Origin of the sequence: Planococcus chinensis (genome assembly GCF_020071995.1) — a bacterium.
GTDB lineage: Bacteria > Bacillota > Bacilli > Bacillales_A > Planococcaceae > Planococcus > Planococcus chinensis_A.
In genome coordinates this window covers 78,221-98,604 of the sequence record NZ_JABWTK010000006.1, presented here as the reverse complement: position 1 = coordinate 98,604, position 20,384 = coordinate 78,221, and the positions used below count along the sequence as shown (strand labels likewise).

The window sequence follows — 20,384 nt, the reverse complement described above, 5'->3', positions numbered from 1 at the left end:
GCCTTAAACCTTAATCTTTAGCTTTTATTCATCCACAATTTGATTATAAAAAAACAGGAGCCACTCATAGAGCATCTCCTGTTGCAAATTTCTTTATCGCAAGCGATCAATAATTTTCAGCTTCCACCATTTTAAGGAATTCCGCTTCTGTAGAAGCACCTATGTAATCCATGGGCGACATCCCATCAGGATCGGCAAGACTCGGGTCAGCCCCTTCTTCTACGAGTAATTTCGCTGTTTCATAGTCACTGTACATAACTGCAGTGCCAAGCGCTGTGGAATAATTGTCGGAGGAATTCGGATCGGCGCCAGCTTCAATTAAGGAAGCGGCGACAACCATATCTCCTGCATAGACGGCATACATCAGCGCATCAGCACCGGCAGAATCTTTTTCATGGATGTCGGCACCCTCGGCAATCAATCTTTCGACTTCAGTCTGGTCGCCTAAGGAAGCAGCCGTCATTAATGGCGTTTCTTCTTCTATCGCAAAGGGATCAGCATATAGATTATCTTCCAGCATGTCCGGCATCAATTGGGAAAAAGCCATTGCTCCGCCAGTAAAGAGTGCGATAGTCAAAATGTATACACCGATTAAACCACCGAAAATCAAAGCTGCCCCTAAAGCGATTTTGCCGTGGTTTTGGGTATAGACAGGTACTCCGCTTTTATCGAATTGTTCAAGAGCCTGAATGCGCTTAGGCAATCGCGGATGCGACGACAGCACTTCACTGAGCCATACAAAACTGTTTGATTCAGTTGCAATCTGCTCTCTGTAAGCATCTTCATTTACTTCGGTGTACATTTTCTTGCCGACGCCGAGCAAAGTCAGTGCCCGTTTGGATGCCCCAACGTTTTGGATGGCATAGGCCGCATGGCGGTCGCACGTATATTCACAAGAGCGGCTATAGGCCTGGCTTAAAAATGGGATAAAACCGGCCGGCATGATTAAAATATTTTTCCAGAAATGGCGCCGTTTCACATGTGCCAACTCATGGGCAATGATAAAATTCAGCTCGTCCATTCCTTGTTCACGCGCCAGCTCAAATACTTCCGAATACAGTACCACCATATTCCGTCCGAAAAAGCGGGTGGCAAATGCGTTTAAAGCGCCTTCCGACTGAATGACAAAAACATCCGGCACCGCTTTAAGGCCCATTTCCTTGGACAATGCCTGTACACTTTCATAGACATCCGGAAATTGGCGTTCGTGGATTCGGATACCGTTTCCGCGGATCGAACCGAGCATCAAGGCATTGGAAAACAGTAAAAGTGCGAATACGCTTAAAGCAATAGCAATACCGATGATTGATACGATAGCCAATACATAAATCAACAGACTGAAAATCAAACTGATAATAAAATAAATGGTTTCTCTATCCGATTGGATTTTTGATTTATCCATTATTTCCTCCCCTTAAATATGAAATATCTTACATATATTAGCACATAATGCCTAACAGAAGTGTGAATTTTTTTGAGATTTCATTTTATTAATTTCAAAATAAAAAAGGCATCTCCGAATTGATTCGAAGATGCCTTTTGTGTACCTGCAATTAGAAAAAGATCAACAGCAAGGTTCCTGCTAAGAAGCAGTAATACGTAAAATAAATCAATTTTCCGTGTTTCATGATGCCCATAAACCAACGCATCGCGAAATAGGACATAAATAGCGTCGCGATAAAAGCAGCCGTATATGGAATCGCCAAATCTGCTTTGTTCGGCTCTCCCAGAAAATCTGAAAATCCGAGAACCACGCCGCCTAAGCTGACGGGGATGTAAAGCATGAACGAAAATCGCAAAGCTGTATCCTGCTTTAAGCCGACCGCTATCGACGTAATAATCGTTGCGCCGGACCGGCTGATCCCTGGCGTTAAGGCAACTGCCTGTCCTAATCCGACAAGGATTGCATCTTTAGCCGTCATTGTTGACTCGTCTTTCTTCCCTTTCATGTTGCGTATTAAGAACAACGCAATTCCTGTCACAAACAACATGAGGGCAATGGTGGTCATGCTGACACTTTCAGCTATGACATCACTCAACAGAACACCCAGGACACCCGCTGGAATTGTGCCAATGACGATATAGCAGACAAAAAGGAAATCGCTTTTGTATGTTTGTTCTCTTGTTCTTATGTATTGGATTGAATTGACTGCGAGACGCGCAATATCATTCCGGTAAATGAACATGATGGCCAATAGCGATGCTGTGTTTGTCAGTATGGCGAAAGTGAAGCCTTGTTCGCCGAGCCCGAGTATTTCACTCGCAATCATAACGTGACCGCTTGATGATACCGGAATCGGTTCCGTGAACCCTTGGACGATTCCGATAATCACCATTTTAATTATAAGTATTAGATCTAATTCTCCCATAAGTCCTCCTTGTATTATCCGCTCTATATAACAACGTTCCATATCAGCATTTGTTTCCTCTTTTACAGAAAACGAAATGTTCAAACTTGTTTCCGGCCTAAAGAATGGCGGAATCATGTCACGATATTAAAAAACATTTAAAAACCAAGTCAATAGTATAACGTATTACTGTATGGTTTTCGATGCTTTGTGATAAAATTTTTTTAACTTGAAGAAGGAGGCGTGCACATTGGGAAGGATTTAATGAAAATCGGTGAAATAGCAAAGTTGAGCGGCGTATCGACTCGGACAATTGATTACTATACGAATTGCGGCCTCCTTGCTGCAGAACGTACGAAAACCAATTACCGGATGTACCCGGCGTCTGCCTTGCAGACAATCGAACGGATTCAGTTGTTGAAAAAGCAGCGGATGTCGATTTCAGAAATCAAAGATGTTCTCGAAACAAACGAAAACCCCCAAACCGAATTGCTGGTGGAAGAAGTTTATGAAGAATTTGAATGCCTGCAAGAAAAAATCACAAAGTTGGAAGAGCAACTGAAAGATGCGCCAAGCCATGTGAAGTTCCAAATCAGCAAAGCACTGGAAAGCAAGATGGTTGCCATCGCTTCCCTCCTTGCACTGCTGTAACTATTATCGGAGGTGAATCCCTCTTTAGAGGGAAAATTAGTGGACATAATTACATTGTTGAATTTAGGGTTATTGGTTATTTTAATTGCGTTAACCGCTTTTTTCGTAGGGTCGGAATTTGCGGTCGTAAAAATCCGGATGTCCCGGCTTGATCAATTGATTGCAGAAGGCAATAAAAAAGCAATAACGGCGAAAAAAGTGGCAGGCGACCTGGACTATTACCTGTCCGCCTGCCAGCTCGGAATCACCGTAACGGCACTTGGACTAGGTGCACTCGGAAAACCGACGGTCGAGCGATTGATGTATCCGATTTTCGAGTATTTTGCGGTTTCCGATGCAGTCGCATCTGCCGCTTCCTACGCCATCGCTTTCATGCTTGTCACTTATCTGCATGTTGTCATTGGCGAGATGGCACCGAAGACGCTGGCCATCGAGTTTGCAGAAAAAATGTCTCTATTGCTTGCACCGCCCCTTTATTGGTTCGGTAAAATCATGAAACCATTTATCTGGGCATTGAACGGAGCGGCGCGTGTGCTGCTTAGAACATTCGGCGTCCAGCCGGCCGGACATGACCAAGCTTATTCCGAAGACGAACTGAAAATCGTCATGGCACAGAGCTATGAAGGCGGCGAACTCAATGAAACCGAATTGTCTTATATGGAGAACGTCTTCACATTTGACGAACGGGCCGCTAAAGACATCATGGTCCCCCGTACGGAATTGGTGACACTTGATAAAGATATGCCGCTTGAAGAAATTGTGGAGACACTGGATGAAAATAACTATACACGTTACCCGGTGACGGAAGAAGGCGACAAGGACCGCATTATCGGTTTTGTCAGCGCCAAAAAGATGCTTCCCCATATTGTTGCCGGACGCCCTTGGCAGCTTGAGGAGTTTGTGCGTGAATTGCCGACAGTCTTTGAACAAACCGGCTTGCAGGATGCCTTGCTGAAAATGCAGCAAGCCCGTGTCCATATTGCGATTGTTGCAGATGAATACGGCGGTACGGCCGGCATGATCACGCTTGAAGATATCCTGGAAGAAATCGTCGGGGAAATCCGCGATGAATTTGATGCGGATGAACAGCCGGAAATCAGCAAAGTCGCCGACCATCAATATTTGATCAATGGCCGCATGCTTTTAAGAGATCTCGAAGAACGCTTCGGCATAGATTTTGAGGAAAGCGATGACATCGATACGATCGGTGGCTGGATCCACTACAAAACAGTCGGAGAAGTGCAGACCGGCGAAACATTGACAGAAGAAACCGGTTTATGGACGGTAACGGAAATGGACAATCAGCAAATCAAGCAAGTCATGTTTCATCAAAACCGCAAATAAACCGAAACCCCTTATCATTCGCTTAACTACTTAATGGAGGTGAATCCCCCATTTCGGGGGAACCGTATTGGACGGACAAATAACAATTAACTTAATACTGGTCGCTTTAATGATCCTAGCGACCGCATTCTTCGTCGGTGCCGAATTCGCAATTTTGAAGGTGCGCATGTCGCGGATCGACCAACTAATATCAGAAGGCAATAAAAAAGCAGCACGCGCGAAAGAAGTCGCAAATAACCTGGATTATTATTTGTCTGCCTGCCAACTCGGCATTACTGTTACAGCCCTAATACTGGGTGCTTTAGGAGAACCAACGGTCGAAAAAATGCTGCACCCGGTTTTTGAATATTTTGCAGTACCGGACGCATTGGCCACTGCCCTTTCTTATGCCATTGCTTTGGGGATTGTGACATTCCTGCACGTCGTCATCGGCGAATTGGCACCCAAAACATTGGCAATCCAATACGCGGAGCGTATGACTCTGCTGCTTGCTCCGCCGCTTTACTGGTTCGGGAGAATCACAAGCCCTTTTATCTGGGTACTAAACGGGTCGGCCCGTCTATTCTTGAAACTTTTTGGAGTGGAACCCGCTGGACATGAAGAAGCCCATTCAGAAGAAGAGCTGAAATTGATCATGGCGGAAAGCTACAAGAGCGGTGAAATCAATCAAACCGAATTGACCTACTTGAAGAATATTTTTGATTTTGATGAGCGGATTGTCAAACACATCATGGTTCCCAAAAACCAAATGATTACAGTTGATAAAAGCTTGGATCAATCCCAATTCTTTTCTGTCATTGATGCCCATGAATTTACCCGCTACCCAGTAACCGAAGGAAATGACATTAACAATGTGGCAGGTTTTATCAATACAAAAGAGTTGTTGACCAGCATAGCAGCCGGCAGGGCCCAAAAAGCGGAATCCTTCCTGCATGCAATGCCGCGATTCACAGAAAACACGCCTATCCAAAAAGTGCTGTCTTACATGCAGAAAAATCGGATTCACATGGCGGTTGTTACGGATCAAGCAGGCAAAACCGCAGGGCTCGTAACAATGGAAGATATTTTAGAAGAAATCGTCGGTGAAATCAGCGATGAATCTTTCGAAGCCGGAACGGTTTAATGTTTAGTTCGATTGAAAATTTAATAAGGTAATCCAAACAATCCTTTCCTTTTAAACGGAAGGGGTTGTTTTCATTCGCTAAGCTTCTCGTTCAATTAAAAAGTTTATTGACAATCCGAAATTATATCTATAATATCAATAATTGATAATGATTATCATTGTCAAAAAGGAGATGTCATGATGAAGAAAATTTTATTGCCCTTCCTGCTTTTATTGGTCCTAATCTTAGGTGCCTGCAGCGAAAAAGAAAACGAAAGCCAATCAGCCGAAGCTGAAAAAGACACTGAAACCATTACATATGAGTCTGAAACCGGACCTGTCGAAGTTCCAAAAGATCCACAGCGCATCATCGCTTTGACAAACGGCCCAAACGTGCTTGCACTTGAAGGGAATATTGTGGGAATCGATGAGTGGACGAATGCCAACCCCCTGTTTGAAGACAAACTGAAAGACGCAGAGATTGTCACTGAAGACAACCTTGAAAAAGTTCTTGAATTGGAGCCGGATTTGATCATTGCCGGGTCTCATATGAAAAACATCGATAAGTTGAGCGAAATTGCACCGACTGTCGTGTACACTTGGGGCAAACTGGATTACTTGGAACAGCAAGTTGAAATCGGCAAATTGCTGAACAAAGAAAAAGAAGCGACGGACTGGGTAGCGGACTTCCAGGAACGCACAGCCGCTGCCGGTGAAAAGATCCGTGCAAAAATCGGTGAAGACGCAACAGTTTCGGTCATCGAAAGCGGAAACAAAGAGTTTTATGTGTTCGGCGACAACTACGCACGCGGAACGGAAATCCTGTACCAGGGCATGGGCTTGAAAATGCCTGCTAAAGTAGAAGAACTGGCACTTGAATCCGGCGTTTATACGTTCTCTTCTGAAGTGCTTCCTGACTTTGCCGGAGACTATGTAATCTTCAGCAAAAACCCGGATGTAGACAACTCGTTTACGGAAACCGAACTTTGGAAAAACATCCCCGCTGTGAAAAATGGCCAAGTGTTTGAAATCAATACAAAAGCTTCTACTTACAGCGACCCGATTACATTGGAGACACTGTTAATGTACTACGAAGAATCATTTCTTGGTAATTAATATCGAATAAACAGAGCCCTGAATCGGTGCCACTTTTAAAAAGTGAATCGATTCGGGGTTTTCTTATTCCGCTAATTCCTGAATTCCCCCTCCTCCTTCTCAAGCTTTTAATATGTGATATTATAACGAAGGCAGGTACATACAAAGGGGCTTTTCACATGATTCAATTCCATGAAAATGATATTCAAAAACAACTGCTTCAGTCGAAAAAATACCTAAATTTAAAAATGAAAATGATCTTGTTAATTGGATTGTTGATTTTTGCTATTGTAAGCGTAATGGGTGTCTTTCTGAACTACTTTGTAGAAGATACGCTGAAAAGCCAGCTGGGTGAGCAGGCCTTAAGTGTGGCTGACACCGTCGCCCTCAATCCTGTTATTGCGGAAGCTTTTAAAGAAGAAGATCCGGCCGCAATTATTCAGCCGCTTATCTCCCCCATCCAGCAGTCGATCGATGCTGAATTTATCGTAGTGGGAAATGCCGAGGAAATTCGTTACTCCCACCCCAATCCCAAACAGATTGGCAAAAAGATGGTCGGTGAAGACAATGACCTCGCGCTGCTTTACGGGGAATCCTATGTCTCGGAATCGACCGGTTCGCTCGGCAGATCTCTGCGTGCCAAAGTTCCCGTGTATTCCGGAAATGAAATTATCGGTGTAGTGTCGGTCGGTTTTTTGGCTGATGATATTCAGACCCTCATAAGCAATTACAAGCAGGAATTATGGCTGATGCTTTTGGTTATCGGTTTAGTTGGGTTCGCAGCGGCCATAGGAATTGCAACTTATATTAAACGCTCTTTGCACGGACTTGAACCTGAAGAAATTTCGCATTTATTGTTTCAGAAAGAAACAATTTTGCAGTCGACGCATGAAGGCATCATTGCGGTAAATGCAAAAGGGCAAATCACTTTGCTTAACCAGATGGCGCAGCGCCTATTATTTGATGGCGATGTTTCGGTGAACAAACTTATCGGCGAACCGATCGGCCGCGTGCTTCCGGATTCGGATCTCCCTCATATTCTGGAAACCTCTGAGAGCCGATACGATAAAGAACGTCTCTTTGGCAAGCATACGGTTTATGTGAACTCTGGGCCTATCTATAATGAAGACAAAATAGTCGGTGCCGTCTCGACATTCCGCAGCAAAACCGAAATCGATCAATTGACGAAAGAATTGACCCAAGTAAAGCAGTATGCGAATGCACTGCGTGCCCAAACACATGAATTTTCAAATAAGCTTTACACCATTTCTGGCCTTGTTCATTTGAATAAAAAAGAAGATGTCTTGGATTTCATTCAAATGGAACAAGATGTGCAGCAAGATGCAATCCGCCAGTTGATTGAAAAAGTGTCGGATCCGCTGGTCAGCGGCATCCTGCTCGGTAAAATTCATCAAGCCAGTGAACAGCATATCCAAATGGCTATTGATCCGGAAAGCCGTTTGAAAACTTCTTTGACGGAAACGCAAAGGCAGGCATTATTGTCGGCAATCGGCAATCTGGTGGACAATGCTTTTGAAGCGGTAAAGCTCAAACCCGACGGCACACGGAAAATTTCGCTTTTTTTCACGGATATGGGAGATGACATCCTGTTTGAAATCGATGATTCAGGCGATGGGATTCCGGACGCAAACATCGTACATCTTTTTGAAACTGGATTCACCTCAAAGAACGGCAAGGATCGCGGATACGGATTAAGCACTGCCAGCCGGCTTGTCAGCCGCGCCGGCGGCGAATTGCTTTTGGAAGAAAGCGAACTGGGCGGAGCTTGCTTCGTTGTTTCGTTGCCTAAAAAGGAGATCACAATATGAACCAGGAACTTCACGTATTGATAATAGAAGACGATTTCAGAGTTGCGGATATTAACCGGCAACTTGTTGAACAAGTGGATGGATTCCAAGTGGATGCAATTGCTAAAACCGGAGATGAAGCAATGGACTTCCTTCAACATTCGAGCGAGCTTCCGGATTTAATCTTGCTTGATGTATTTATCCCGGACCGGTCAGGGCTCGATCTTTTTTGGGAAATCCGCAGCGCCTATCGCGGAATCGGCATCATTATGCTGTCAGCAGCAAAAGATACGGAAATAATTGAAGAAACTTTGCGCGGCGGGATTTCGGATTATTTGATCAAGCCTGTTGACTTTAAGCGTTTTGAACAAAGCCTCCATCGTTTTCGTGAACAAAAGGCGCTGCTGAATTCAAATAAAGAAATGGAACAATCGGAGATCGACCGGCTGTTCGGCAATCTCCCTCCCACTTTTTCCGGTATGGAATATGAAGCAGCATTGCCTAAAGGCATTGATCATTTAACGTTAAAAGGCGTCATGGAAAGATTGAGCGCTTCTGCCGCTGATGGGGTGAATGCCATGGAAGTCGGCAAAGCAGTCGGCGTCAGCCGTTCTACAGCGCGCCGCTACCTGGAACACCTGGTTTCGGCAGGAGAAGCAAAAGCGCAGCTGAATTACGGTGAAATTGGACGGCCGGAAAGAAGGTACATCCCGTGGACAAAATGAACAAAACTCCCAAAACGTTCATTAGTTCCCTTACTTAAATAATCTTATTTTTCAAATCCCTCTGTGCTAAGTTTATTTCTATAACTTAGAGCAGAGGGATTTTCATTTGAGGCATATTTTGTATGCGTTTTCATCTGCTCAGCTCTTATCTTTTACATACTGGGAGGAACGTTCATGTTAAGTATCATCGGATTATTAACCATCGCCATTATAGTCGGCCTATTAATCAGCAATAAAATGACGCCGATTGTCGCACTTGTACTGGTACCGATTGTGGCCGCATTTGTCGCAGGCTTCGGCTTTGCCGAAATCGGTGAATTCTTCAACAGCGGCATTGAGTCTGTCATGAGTGTTGTCATCATGTTCATTTTCGCCATCCTGTTTTTCGGCATTATGCAAGACGTCGGCTTATTCGACCCTTTGATCAATAAAATGATCGCCGTCTCTCGAGGAAATGTCATCGCTGTTGCAGTTGGTACAGTTTTGATCGCAGCCGTCGCCCAGCTGGATGGATCAGGAGCTTCCACTTTCCTGATTACGATTCCCGCTCTCTTGCCGCTTTATAAACGGCTGAAAATGAACCCTTATCTGCTTCTGTTGCTAGTGGGTACATCAGCCAGTATCATGAATATGCTGCCATGGGCCGGGCCGCTTGGACGGACTGCTGCGGTACTTGGAATGGACGTTACAGAGTTATGGCGACCGTTGATCAAAGTCCAAGTCATCGGGCTTGTGCTGCTTGTCGGACTTGCTATTTTGCTGGCAATCCGGGAAAAGCGCTTGATTGCTAAACGCGGAGACTTCAATAAAGAACTGTATGAAGAAGCAAATCCTCCGGTTGCCGGGGCAAACGACGAAGCCACTTTAAAGCAAGCTGCCTTGCGCCGCCCTAAATTGCTTTGGGTGAATACGCTTCTAGCTTTGATCATTATTGGCATCTTGGTCTGGGGCATCGTGCCCGCCGGCTTTGCCTTTATGATCGGTGTCAGCATTGCATTACCTTTAAACTATCCGAATATGAAAGACCAGATGGAACGAATCAAAGACCATGCGCCCAATGCGCTGTTGATGGCAGCCATTATCCTGGCTGCAGGATCTTTCCTCGGCATTCTGAACGGCACGCTGATGCTCGACTCGCTCGCAAAAGACCTTGTCACCATTCTTCCGGCGTTCGTTATTCCATATATCCATTTAGTTATTGGATTTTTCGGGGTGCCGTTTGATTTGCTGCTTAGTACAGATGCCTACTACTTCGCGCTCTTGCCAATCGTTGAGCAAGTGGCTTCAACCGCCGGCGTTTCTTCGCTGTCTACAGCCTATGCCATGATTATCGGAAACATTATTGGTACATTTGTCAGCCCGTTCTCGCCGGCATTATGGCTGGCACTCGGTTTAGCCGGGCTCGAAATGGGCCGCCATATCCGTTACTCCCTGCTCATCATGTGGGCATTCAGCATTGTATTATTGCTTATCTCAGTCCTGATTGGCGTCATTTAAAAAGCCAGCCTTCAACAGGCTGGCAGAAAAAGCAGTTGCTTTCCTTTTCCCACAGCCCGCTTGGCTGTGGGTTATTTATTGGAAACGATTAAAAATAAAAGGGACCATTTGAAACCTTTAGCCGCTCCTTCAGTTTCCATTCCTTTTTAAAGCGTTTGTATTTCCACGCTTGATACAGTAAAAATCCGGTTACGCATCCTGCCGGACCGGAATATGTAACCGGCCCTCCAATCAAAATGACGCTTGAAATATATCCAGCGGACATTACTGCTACAAAAAGCACTATTTCCCATTTCTCCTGTTTCAAAAAACTCTTTCTCATTCTGTTTTCCTTCCTGAGTACATCCATTTAGCTTATAGTTTTCCCGTCATCTCCATTCAACATATAACCATAGTGTATAGAAGCATTGAGGGAATTGACAACAGTACAGTACGTATCCCGCGATAATTTGATAGCCCGGACCACCTTGTCTTCCGGAAGTTCGCCGTCAATATGATAGGTGATCGTGATTTCAGTAAAGCGTCTCGGATGATTTTCAGCGCGTGTGCCATCGATTTCAATATGGAAACCATCAATCGTAAAACGCATTTTCTCCAGAATCATGACAATGTCCATTCCGGTACAAACAGCCGCCGCATTCAAAAGCACTTCTGTCGGACGCGGCCCTTTGTTGGCGCCGCCGTTTTCTTCACCGGCATCCAATAACACATCATGCCCAGACTCCGTTTTCCCGCTAAACGCCATTCCGCCGTCCCAATTCAATCTCGCTTTCATCCACATCGCTCCCTTTCTGGTTATGTTGTTATCATTCTTCTTGATGATTAGTTACCTCTCTCTATTTTCTATACCCAATTCTTTGAATAATACATAAAAAAGCTAACACATTAAAAAAAGCACGATAGGAATGGCCCTAATCGTGCTTTCATGTTATAAAGCGGCATTCACCGTTTTGCGGTAATAACCGATTGTCAGGAATGCAAACACTGCATAGATCAGTGTGTAAATTCCCATTGCAAGGGTTGCCGGCACCAGAATGTCCGACTGGAAGAAGAAAGATGCGGCTTTCATCGCAAAGATGGAATGCAGCAATCCGATGGCAAGCGGCAAACCAAAGACAAACGCCTGCTTGCGGATAATGCCTTTCATGATTTCCTTGCCTGTAAACCCAAGCTGGCGCAGGGTTGCATAGCTTTTCTTTTCCTGTTCGGCTTCAGTCATTTGCTTGAAATACAAAATGCTGCCTGTCGAAATCAAGAACACCAGACCCAAGAAGCCGGCGATAAAGATTATCAAGCCATTGTCCTGCACCGCTTCTTTATAAGAAGAATAATAATCCACATGCGGCCCGTCTGAAGCATATTTGGGTTGCTGGAAAAGGGCTGAAGCAGTTTCTTGGTCTTTCTCATTTAAGATATGGAAGCCATCGATAAATTCAATTTTTGAGTCTTCCATTCCGGAGAATTTGTTTTTCATTGACTGATAGGTCTCTTCATTGACCACGAGCTGGCCATAAAATATGGACCAGTTGATGACATTGCGTTCGCCCATCTTTGTTATCTCGACGGTTGTGAGATCTTCGTCTTGGATCTCAATTTGAATCGGCAACTCTACAGAATCCGCAAACAGGGAAATGGAAGATGCATCGTGGTAACTGGCTGAGCCGTCTTTAGGAGCCATGACCTCGATTCCTGCTGCTTGCAGCTGCTTTTCGCTGATGATTGCCGTCGGTCTTTCAAACCTTTGTCCTAGGAACACACCTTGTTCAAACATGGTCGGTACTATCAGCAGTTCGACTTTGCCGTGCTGATAGGCCACTCCCTTTTGATCCATCTCGCCCATAATCTCATTTGCTTGTGCCTCGTCGTTCTCAAACATAAAATCAAACGGCATCCGGATTTGAGTTTCCCGCTCGGTTTCATAATACATTGCGTATGAAAAAGCGACCATTGTCAACGTCATCGCCGACAGAATCGTAATGATCGTCAGTGAATTGGCATTTCCTTTTAAACGATGCATGAGCGGTGCTAAAGATAAACTGTTCAATAAACCGAGATGGCCTTCTTTGCGGCTTCGAATTTTAAACAAAAGCCAGCTGATGGTAACACGGAACAATAGATAAGTCCCTGCAATAACCGTGGCCAATACGATCAGGATGTTATAGAAAAACAGCTCGTTCAGCATGCGCCCCGAAAACCAGTAGCCGAAACCGACCAGCAGCAAACCGAATGCGCCAAACACAGCTGACACACCTGTCTTCGGTTTTTTAGGGTGTTCACTTGCTTTGTCCGAGTTAAACAAAGACAGCAACGTGTTGCGGAAAACCGTAAAAATCATTTGAATCGTCGTCAATGCGAAGATGCCGATAAAAACGATGATTGTCTGCGTCACAGCTGCCATAGAGAAACTTACTTCAATAAACGTGTCATAGCCGATCAGCTTCATCAATAGCAGCAGAAATACCCGTGAAACGAGTAAACCCACTGTGATTCCGATAAGTAAAGCGCCGATTCCAAGAAGGATGTTTTCGACAATCAGCAACCGGGCCACCACCCGTTTCGTCAAGCCGATCAACTGATAGAGCCCGATTTCGCGGCTTCTTCTTTTCAAGAAAATCGAATTGGCGTAAACCACGAAAATGCCGGCGATAAATAATAGCAGAACTCCGGCTGCCTGGAATGCTGTGCCCATATTCGTTCCGCTCAACTCCAGAATGGCCGAATCGTATTGAAGGGTGGCAAACACGAAATACAAGACGACGCTTAAAATCAGCGCAAAAAAGTACAAGTAATAATGCTTGATGTTTTTGCGCATGCTGCGGATGACCAGATCAAAGAGCGTCAACGCTGTCACCCCCGAGCACAGCCTGGACATTCATAATCTCCTGGAAGAAGTCTTGTCTCGATTTGCTGCCTTTATAAAGCTCGGAATAGATATTTCCATCTTTCAAAAAGACAACCCGGCTGCAATAACTCGAAGCGAGCGGGTCATGGGTGACCATCATAATCGTGACTTCGCGTTTTTGGTTGACGTCTGCCAATGTGCCGAGCAGCGAGGACGCCGATTTGGAGTCGAGCGCACCGGTTGGTTCGTCGGCGAATACCATCGACGGTTTATTGATCAGTGCACGCGCAGCGGAAGTCCGCTGCTTTTGGCCGCCGGAAATTTCATGTGGGTATTTGTTTGCCAGATCCGTAATGCCTAAAATGGACGCAATCGCCTGGAATTCCGCTTCTGCTTCATTTTTCTTCATTTTGCCGAGGGATACCGGCAGCAAAATATTTTCTTTTACAGTTAAAGTATCAAGCAAATTATAATCCTGGAAGATGAATCCAAGCTGATCGCGGCGGAATGCGGATAATTTAGCATCTTTCATGCGTGAAATATCTGCCCCGCCGATTAAGATCGTGCCTTCAGTTGCGCGGTCGATTGTGGCCAATACATTCAACAGCGTGGTCTTGCCCGCTCCCGATGCCCCCATGATTCCGACGAACTCCCCTTCTTGGACACGCAAATCTATGCCTTTCAATACTTGCTGGACATTGCCTCGTGATCCGAAAGATTTCCGGACATTTTGTGCATGCAGCACGGGTTTTTTCGTTGTTTGGCTGGTTTCATTTTTTGCGGTTTTTAACATAGTCATACAATTGCCTCCCTGTTTACTTATATCCTTATCTTACTGCCTTGCTTCTTGCAGGTCGTTTGATTTACATGACAAACAGGGAGCTGTAGGTGACAATGTTGTCACTTACGGATTCGTTCAAATTCATTTTCCAGCGGAAAGGCCATCTCAAGCTTTGTCCCCTGATTTTGTGCAGAGAATGCCGATAAGGCGATGCCCATTTTTTCAGCAACTGTCTTCGCCAAATACAGCCCCAGTCCTGTTGCCGCATTTTGAATACGGCCAGTGCCTCCAGTAAAGCCTTTATCGAAAATGCGCGGCATTTCATGGTCCGGTATGCCGGGTCCTTCGTCTTTCACTGACAAAATGGTTCGGCCGTTGTTTTCTAAACGCGCTTCCACTGTGATTGTCCCGCCCTCCGGACTGTACTTCACTGCATTCGTCAATAATTGCCGAAAAACAAAGCGGCCCCATTTCGTATCTGTTACGACGATCCTGTCCAATCCGTCCAATTCCAAGGCAATGTTCTTTTCCCTGCACCAGGACATCAATTCCCGGACTTCTGCCGTGACCAGGCTTTTTAACGGAACCGATTCGAGCACATAATCCTGTTCGAGCGATGGCAATCGCGATATGTATAATTGCTGGTCCACCAATAAGAAAACGCGCAGCCATTCTGCATCGATTCGGCGCATCACAGGTATATCCTGATTGGCATCAATCAACAGCTTCATCGCTGTAAGCGGTGCTTTCACTTCATGGACCCATGCAGCCGTATATTCTCCTTGCACGACTGTGCGGCTCCGGACGTCACCCAGTCGTTTTGCAAAAGCCATTCCGGCATCTTTCAAAAGCTCGTTCACCACTTCGTCCCGTGCAAACTCACTTTCAGGCAAAGCTTCATGCCAATCGGAATCGGTCTCGCCTGCCAGTTTTTCCAATTGCCGCATATAAACCGTTTCTTTTTGGTAACGCCAGAATACAAAGATGGAAAAAGCAATCAGGATTAACACATTGAGATATGCCAAAGATGAAATCTTCACCACAATACCCGGATCCAGCAAAAGCAGAAGGTCTGCTGCCAAAAGCGAAAACAGGAAAAAAAAGAGCCAGCTTTTCATATCCTTTAAATAAGTGAAAAACAAAAAAACCCTCCGTTCTACAAAGTAACTGCCAAATAGCCCAGCCCTTTTTTCGTCATGATGGCATTTTCCAGGCCCAGTTCAGCCAGTTTCTGGCGAAGCCTAGTGACATTAACCGTCAATGTATTGTCATTGACGAAACGTTCATCATCCCAGAGCTTGCGGATCAACTCATCCCGAGAAACGATTTTGTCTTTTGACTCAACCAAAACGGTCAAAATGAAAAACTCATTTTTCGTCAATTCCGCTTCGCTGTCTCCCATACGGATCATGCCGCGTTTCAAATCGATCACCGCTCCGTTCCATTCAATCACATCCGTTGGCGCTTCTTCACCATATGAATACACGCGGCGCAAAGTCGCCTGTATTTTCGCCATTAAAACATCCGAATTAAAAGGCTTCTGGACGTAATCATCCGCTCCCATCTGCATCGCCATCACCATATCCATCGGATGGTCGCGGGAAGACAGGAAGATAATCGGAACTTTGGAAACGGCCCGGATTTCCCGGCACCAGTAAAATCCGTCATAAATCGGCAACTGGATATCCATAATTACCAGATGCGGCTGCTCTTTCAAAAAAGCGCTGAGCACTTCCTGGAAATTCGCCGGAGCCATTACTTGCATGCCCCACTTTTCCAGCCCTTCTTTCAGTGACTGAAATATGGCCGCATCGTCTTCTACGATGAAAATCTTCATTTCCATAATCGGACACTTCCTTTCTTCTTTCCATTCTACTGGAAGTACAAATGAACAAGCAATTTGTAGAATCATCCTTCACATTCTATAAAAGTGGCTGTTTTATTACAGACAATTGTAAACTCTAAATGCTTCTATAATTTATTAAACACCAAATAATTAAAAAGAGTGTTTATTTGCTATAATAATTAATTGTAGAGAAGAAGCAGTTAGATGCTGTAGTCAGCATTAACGATTAAATTAAGCAGGGAGAAAAAGAAATGATTATGGAAAACACAATGGAAATCAGTCCCGCCAAATTGATGTGGAAAATGACGCGTCCGCATACATTGACGGCGACATTTGCGCCCGTCATTCTAGGAACAGTAGCAGCGCTATATGTTACGGAAATTGATTGGCCCCTATTTATTGCGATGATGGTGGCATGCCTGGCATTGCAGATCGCCACGAATTTGTTCAACGAATACTACGATTTTAAACGCGGCTTGGATACAGCGGATTCGGTCGGCATCGGCGGCGGAATTGTCCGCCACGGATTAAAGCCGAAAAATGTGCTAAGCGTGGCCGTCTCCTTATATGTTTTTGCTGCATTTATCGGATTGTATATCTGCATGAACAGCAGCTGGTGGCTTGTGGCCATCGGGTTTATCGGCATGGCTATCGGATTTTTGTATACAGGCGGCCCGCTTCCGATCGCCTATACACCATTTGGTGAATTGTTTTCCGGCCTTGCGATGGGAACCGGTTTTATCTTGATTGCGTTTTTCATCCAGACCGGCTTTATCACGATGGAGAGTTTGTTGATTTCCATCCCGGTCGGCATTTTGGTCGGGGCCATCAACATGTCGAACAATATCCGGGATATTGTTGAAGATACGAAAGGCGGCAGAAAAACGCTTCCGATTCTTTTGGGCAGAGACAAGGCTGTTATTGGGTTGGCCATCGCCTTTGCCGTGGCTTACCTTTGGATTGTTGCCATTGTCGTGATGGGCTATATCAGCCCTTGGGCATTAGTCGTCTTCCTGAGCTTGAAAAAACCGGTTTCAGCTATTCAAGGCTTCCGCAAAGGCGCAACAGAACCTCAATTCATGAAATTGGCTATGAAATCAACCGCTATGACCAATACCATTTTCGGTTTCCTGTTGTCGGCAGGCTTATTGATCAGTTATTTGTTTTAATCATAATGGAACCTCGAACCGTTGAAGAAAACATTCGGCTGTTCGGGGTTTTCTTATTTAGTCTCATATATTGAAATCAGCTGAATGGCAACGCTGGATACCAAACCGGCCGTCTTCCTTTTAACCGTATTTCTGGTGTTTTCCTTCGATTTATTTTGAATTCCATCTGAATCAGCGCAACTATAAGTGCAGAACTTAAGGATTTCGTATATTATAGTTACATGAAACCAAGCAACTCTAGCTAAATAAGGAGCAGGACACCATGCCGAACGAGCAACTGACATTAAAAAATGACAAACTTCACGATTTTTTATGTGAACGAAATAAAGAAATGACAGATGAATGGTATCAAACACTCGATAAAAGCGCTGGCGGAGTATATGCATCTTCAAATCCAGAAGTTATTGAAAAGCTGAAACAGCAAAACCAGGAGTTTCATGAGCTAATGTGTGCCATGTTTACACGTGACGATATGGAGTGCGTAAAAGATTTTGAAGGATGGATTGAAAAGGTCGCAAAAGACGAAGGGCATTTGGCTACACCGCTTGAAGCCGTTTTAAAAGAATTTTTCAGAACCCAGCAGCAATATTTGCAGCATATCGAAGATTTTGCAGCAATGCAGGAAAATCGCATTTCCCCGGCACAAGTCAATGAATGGAACAAGGCCATCGTAAACACGATTAATAAAATCATCTTGGAATTTACGGTTCAAAACACCAAAGCAGCAGAAACGAGATTGAATGCACAGCAGGAAATGATTGTTGAAATGAGCGCACCGGTCATCCTATTGACAAAAGAGATTGGCTTGCTTCCACTGGTCGGCGAAATCAATACGTACCGTGCCCAAATTATGTTTGAAAAAGTATTGCAGCAATGCCATAACAATTCAACCGAACGTCTATTCATTGATTTATCAGGCGTTCCGATCATTGATACAATGGTAGCCCACCAAATTTTCCAGCTGATTGAAGGATTAAAGATTATTGGTGTAAAAACGGCGATTGCCGGAATCAGCCCGGTCATTGCCCAAACTGCCATCCAATTAGGCATCAATTTTGGCGAAATCGAAGTTTACAGCAAAATAGCCCATGCAATGAAATTCCATAAACTGCATGTATCTGAAAAATAAATACAAGTAAAAACGGAAGCCCTAAGATAGACATCTATCTTGGGGCTTCCGTTTTTTGTTTTTCTCGTTGTTATTTCATATACCGGTATTCCCGCAGGCTGTTTAAAATGGAAATTTCCTGGATCAGTTGTTCGCCGATGTTGGTTTCCCGGACTTTCTTTCTTTCCAGCTCTTCATCCACCAAACGCTTGACGGATAATACATCGGTTTCATTGCTCAATACTTCGTCTTTGGAATTGAACAGCTGATGGGCCACAAGCTGCATGCCGTAAGAATTGTACAATAGCGTATAGCCGGCAATGCCCGTAGTCGACTGGTAGGCTTTGGAGAAGCCGCCGTCGATGACGATCATCTTGCCATTCGCTTTGATCGGATTTTCCCCGTCAATTTCCTTGACCGGCGTATGGCCATTGATGATGCGGCCCTGATCCGGGTTCAAGTCGAATTCTTCCAGCATTTTCCGGCATACGTCCTCATCTTCACGCAAATAATAGTAAGGGTTTTTCCGTTCTTTGTGCGTCTCTTTTTCTTTGATGAAATAACGTTCAAACGTGGTCATTTCCCGTTTGCCGAACAGCGATGAATACTCGCCTGTCCACAGATACCATACCATATCGGTCGCGAAATCATCGGTTTCCTCCGGATGCGCGAACGCATAGCGCAAGTAATGCTCAAAAATATCCAAGAGCTCCCGCCCTGCATAATTTTTGCCTTCAATCTCCATGCCTTCCATATTGCCGTTCTCATCCAGCGGAATACAGCCGTGGATCAATAAATTGCCGTTGTACTTCAAGTAAAGGCTGCCTTTTTTCATGATAAAATTCATGTGGCGCGCGAGTTTTTCGGAGTGCTGGACTGCCACTATTAATTTGTCCATCACTTGCTGTTCTTCTTCCAGCAATTCATCCGGCTGATCCGGATTGACCGTACGAAAACATGTATTTTCCAGATTATACGTTATGCCGTGCAACGTGGCAGTGTCCGCTTCATAATCCACTTTCTCAAGCAGCAAGCGGTCTTCCATCGCAAAACACGGGCGCCGTTTGATGATCGGGCTTTCCAGCTTGAATTGAATAATGGAAATGGCCTGATGGATTTTGGTGATCTGCAGCTGTTCCTGTTCGGTCAATTGTTCACCGGAAATTCGTTTCGGCCGAAAAGCAGGATTGTCGTCATAATATTTCTCCGCCAGGTTTAAAAGCGGACGCAAATTGATCCCGTAGACGTCTTCAATGATGTCCAAATTGTTGTACCGTGCACAGATCCGGATGATATTCGCCAGACAGACTTTCGAGCCGGCAAATGCCCCGAGCCAAAGGACGTCGTGGTTTCCCCATTGGATATCGACCGAATGATAATCGATCAGCGTATCCACAATTTTATGCGGATCCGGTCCCCGGTCGTAAATATCGCCCACCACATGCAAATGATCCACGACCAAACGCTGCGTCGTGTAGGCTAGCCCAATAATCAGCTTATCCGCTTGGCCCAATGAAATGATCTGCTCCAGCATTTTCCCGTAATAGTCTTTTTTATTCGTGAATTCATCAGTTTTATACAACAGTTCTTCAATGATGAAGACAAACTGCTTCGGCAAGGCTTTGCGTATTTTGGAACGGGTGTATTTAGAAGAAGCATAGGAGATCAGCTTCAGCAGCCGTTCAATGACTTCTATGTACCACTCATGCAATTCCTTTTTGGTGCTGAAATGACTCTTGATCATTTGCAGCTTCTCTTCAGGGTAATAAACCAAGGTTGCAAATTCGTTCAGTTCTTTTTCCTGCAGTTCATCTTTGAAAAGGTCACGGATTTTCACTTTCACATTTCCGGAGCCGTTGCGCAGTACGTGCTGAAATGCCTGATACTCACCGTGCAAGTCACTGACAAAATGCTCGGTTCCTTTCGGGAGATCCAGGATGGATTCCAGCTTGATGATTTCAGTGGCCACTTTTTCCTCACTGTCATACTTTTGCGCCAGTAAATCCAAATATTTGATATTTTTCATGTTGAACTCCCTCCGTTCTTAAAAGTTAGTTGCCAAATAATT

General features: G+C 44.8%; 18 protein-coding genes. 9 read left to right on the top strand and 9 right to left on the bottom strand.

The features are described 5' to 3' along the window. Positions 1-106: 106 nt before the first annotated feature. Together HU147_RS11390 and HU147_RS11385 are read right to left on the bottom strand one after the other, a co-directional pair. Positions 107-1,402 carry a M48 family metallopeptidase gene (locus HU147_RS11390; protein WP_224076345.1) on the bottom strand — a complete coding sequence of 432 codons (1,296 nt, stop codon included), beginning with the start codon at positions 1,400-1,402 and terminating at the stop codon, positions 107-109. A 151-nt stretch (positions 1,403-1,553) separates the two neighbouring features. Next, positions 1,554-2,369, bottom strand: a complete 816-nt coding sequence (locus HU147_RS11385) for an undecaprenyl-diphosphate phosphatase (protein WP_224076344.1) — start codon at positions 2,367-2,369, stop codon at positions 1,554-1,556. A 243-nt stretch (positions 2,370-2,612) separates the two neighbouring features. Between HU147_RS11385 and HU147_RS11380 the strand changes: the two genes are divergently transcribed. The 7 genes from HU147_RS11380 to HU147_RS11350 all read left to right on the top strand — a co-directional run bounded on the left by HU147_RS11380 (position 2,613) and on the right by HU147_RS11350 (position 10,570). Next, positions 2,613-2,999, top strand: a complete 387-nt coding sequence (locus tag HU147_RS11380) for a MerR family transcriptional regulator (RefSeq protein ID WP_224076343.1) — start codon at positions 2,613-2,615, stop codon at positions 2,997-2,999. Positions 3,000-3,038: 39 nt separating this feature from the next. After that, on the top strand, positions 3,039-4,343 hold the full coding sequence (locus HU147_RS11375) for a hemolysin family protein (RefSeq protein ID WP_224076342.1): 1,305 nt from the start codon (positions 3,039-3,041) through the stop codon (positions 4,341-4,343). A gap of 67 nt (positions 4,344-4,410) precedes the next feature. Next, positions 4,411-5,466: a hemolysin family protein gene (locus tag HU147_RS11370; RefSeq protein ID WP_224076341.1), complete on the top strand. Its 1,056-nt coding sequence runs from the start codon at positions 4,411-4,413 to the stop codon at positions 5,464-5,466. A 180-nt stretch (positions 5,467-5,646) separates the two neighbouring features. After that, positions 5,647-6,561 carry an iron-hydroxamate ABC transporter substrate-binding protein gene (locus tag HU147_RS11365; RefSeq protein ID WP_224076340.1) on the top strand — a complete coding sequence of 305 codons (915 nt, stop codon included), beginning with the start codon at positions 5,647-5,649 and terminating at the stop codon, positions 6,559-6,561. Positions 6,562-6,794: 233 nt separating this feature from the next. Further along, positions 6,795-8,369: an ATP-binding protein gene (locus HU147_RS11360; protein ID WP_224076339.1), complete on the top strand. Its 1,575-nt coding sequence runs from the start codon at positions 6,795-6,797 to the stop codon at positions 8,367-8,369. Beyond that, positions 8,366-9,073 carry a response regulator gene (locus tag HU147_RS11355; protein ID WP_224076338.1) on the top strand — a complete coding sequence of 236 codons (708 nt, stop codon included), beginning with the start codon at positions 8,366-8,368 and terminating at the stop codon, positions 9,071-9,073. The genes HU147_RS11360 and HU147_RS11355 overlap by 4 nt, the downstream gene beginning before the upstream one ends. Positions 9,074-9,247: 174 nt before the next feature. Then, complete coding sequence (locus HU147_RS11350) at positions 9,248-10,570, top strand: CitMHS family transporter (protein ID WP_440137299.1); 1,323 nt, start codon at positions 9,248-9,250, stop codon at positions 10,568-10,570. Between the two features lie 88 nt (positions 10,571-10,658). On the opposite strand, the gene HU147_RS11345 is transcribed toward HU147_RS11350, so the two are convergent. The 6 genes from HU147_RS11345 to HU147_RS11320 all read right to left on the bottom strand — a co-directional run bounded on the left by HU147_RS11345 (position 10,659) and on the right by HU147_RS11320 (position 16,036). Then, entirely contained in the window at positions 10,659-10,892 is a 234-nt protein-coding gene (locus HU147_RS11345; protein WP_224076337.1) for a hypothetical protein, read from the bottom strand. Positions 10,893-10,919: 27 nt separating this feature from the next. Continuing rightward, positions 10,920-11,345: an OsmC family protein gene (locus tag HU147_RS11340; RefSeq protein ID WP_224076336.1), complete on the bottom strand. Its 426-nt coding sequence runs from the start codon at positions 11,343-11,345 to the stop codon at positions 10,920-10,922. Positions 11,346-11,498: 153 nt separating this feature from the next. Then, positions 11,499-13,442, bottom strand: coding sequence for an ABC transporter permease (locus HU147_RS11335; protein ID WP_224076335.1), 1,944 nt, complete (start codon positions 13,440-13,442; stop codon positions 11,499-11,501). Then, on the bottom strand, positions 13,399-14,211 hold the full coding sequence (locus HU147_RS11330) for an ABC transporter ATP-binding protein (RefSeq protein WP_317985516.1): 813 nt from the start codon (positions 14,209-14,211) through the stop codon (positions 13,399-13,401). Before HU147_RS11330 ends, HU147_RS11335 begins: the two co-directional genes overlap by 44 nt. A 101-nt stretch (positions 14,212-14,312) precedes the next feature. Then, positions 14,313-15,275, bottom strand: coding sequence for a sensor histidine kinase (locus tag HU147_RS11325; protein ID WP_224076334.1), 963 nt, complete (start codon positions 15,273-15,275; stop codon positions 14,313-14,315). Positions 15,276-15,349: 74 nt separating this feature from the next. Continuing rightward, entirely contained in the window at positions 15,350-16,036 is a 687-nt protein-coding gene (locus HU147_RS11320; RefSeq protein WP_440137302.1) for a response regulator transcription factor, read from the bottom strand. 260 nt (positions 16,037-16,296) lie between these two features. On the opposite strand from HU147_RS11320, the gene HU147_RS11315 reads away from it, so the two are divergent. Then, the gene (locus HU147_RS11315; RefSeq protein ID WP_224076535.1) at positions 16,297-17,208 is read left to right on the top strand and encodes a 1,4-dihydroxy-2-naphthoate polyprenyltransferase; all 912 of its coding nucleotides are present in this window, start codon (positions 16,297-16,299) and stop codon (positions 17,206-17,208) included. Between the two features lie 262 nt (positions 17,209-17,470). Then, positions 17,471-18,337 carry an STAS domain-containing protein gene (locus tag HU147_RS11310; protein ID WP_224076333.1) on the top strand — a complete coding sequence of 289 codons (867 nt, stop codon included), beginning with the start codon at positions 17,471-17,473 and terminating at the stop codon, positions 18,335-18,337. 70 nt (positions 18,338-18,407) lie between these two features. On the opposite strand, the gene HU147_RS11305 is transcribed toward HU147_RS11310, so the two are convergent. Continuing rightward, positions 18,408-20,342: a fructose-1,6-bisphosphatase gene (locus tag HU147_RS11305; RefSeq protein ID WP_224076332.1), complete on the bottom strand. Its 1,935-nt coding sequence runs from the start codon at positions 20,340-20,342 to the stop codon at positions 18,408-18,410. Between the last annotated feature and the right edge of the window lie 42 nt (positions 20,343-20,384).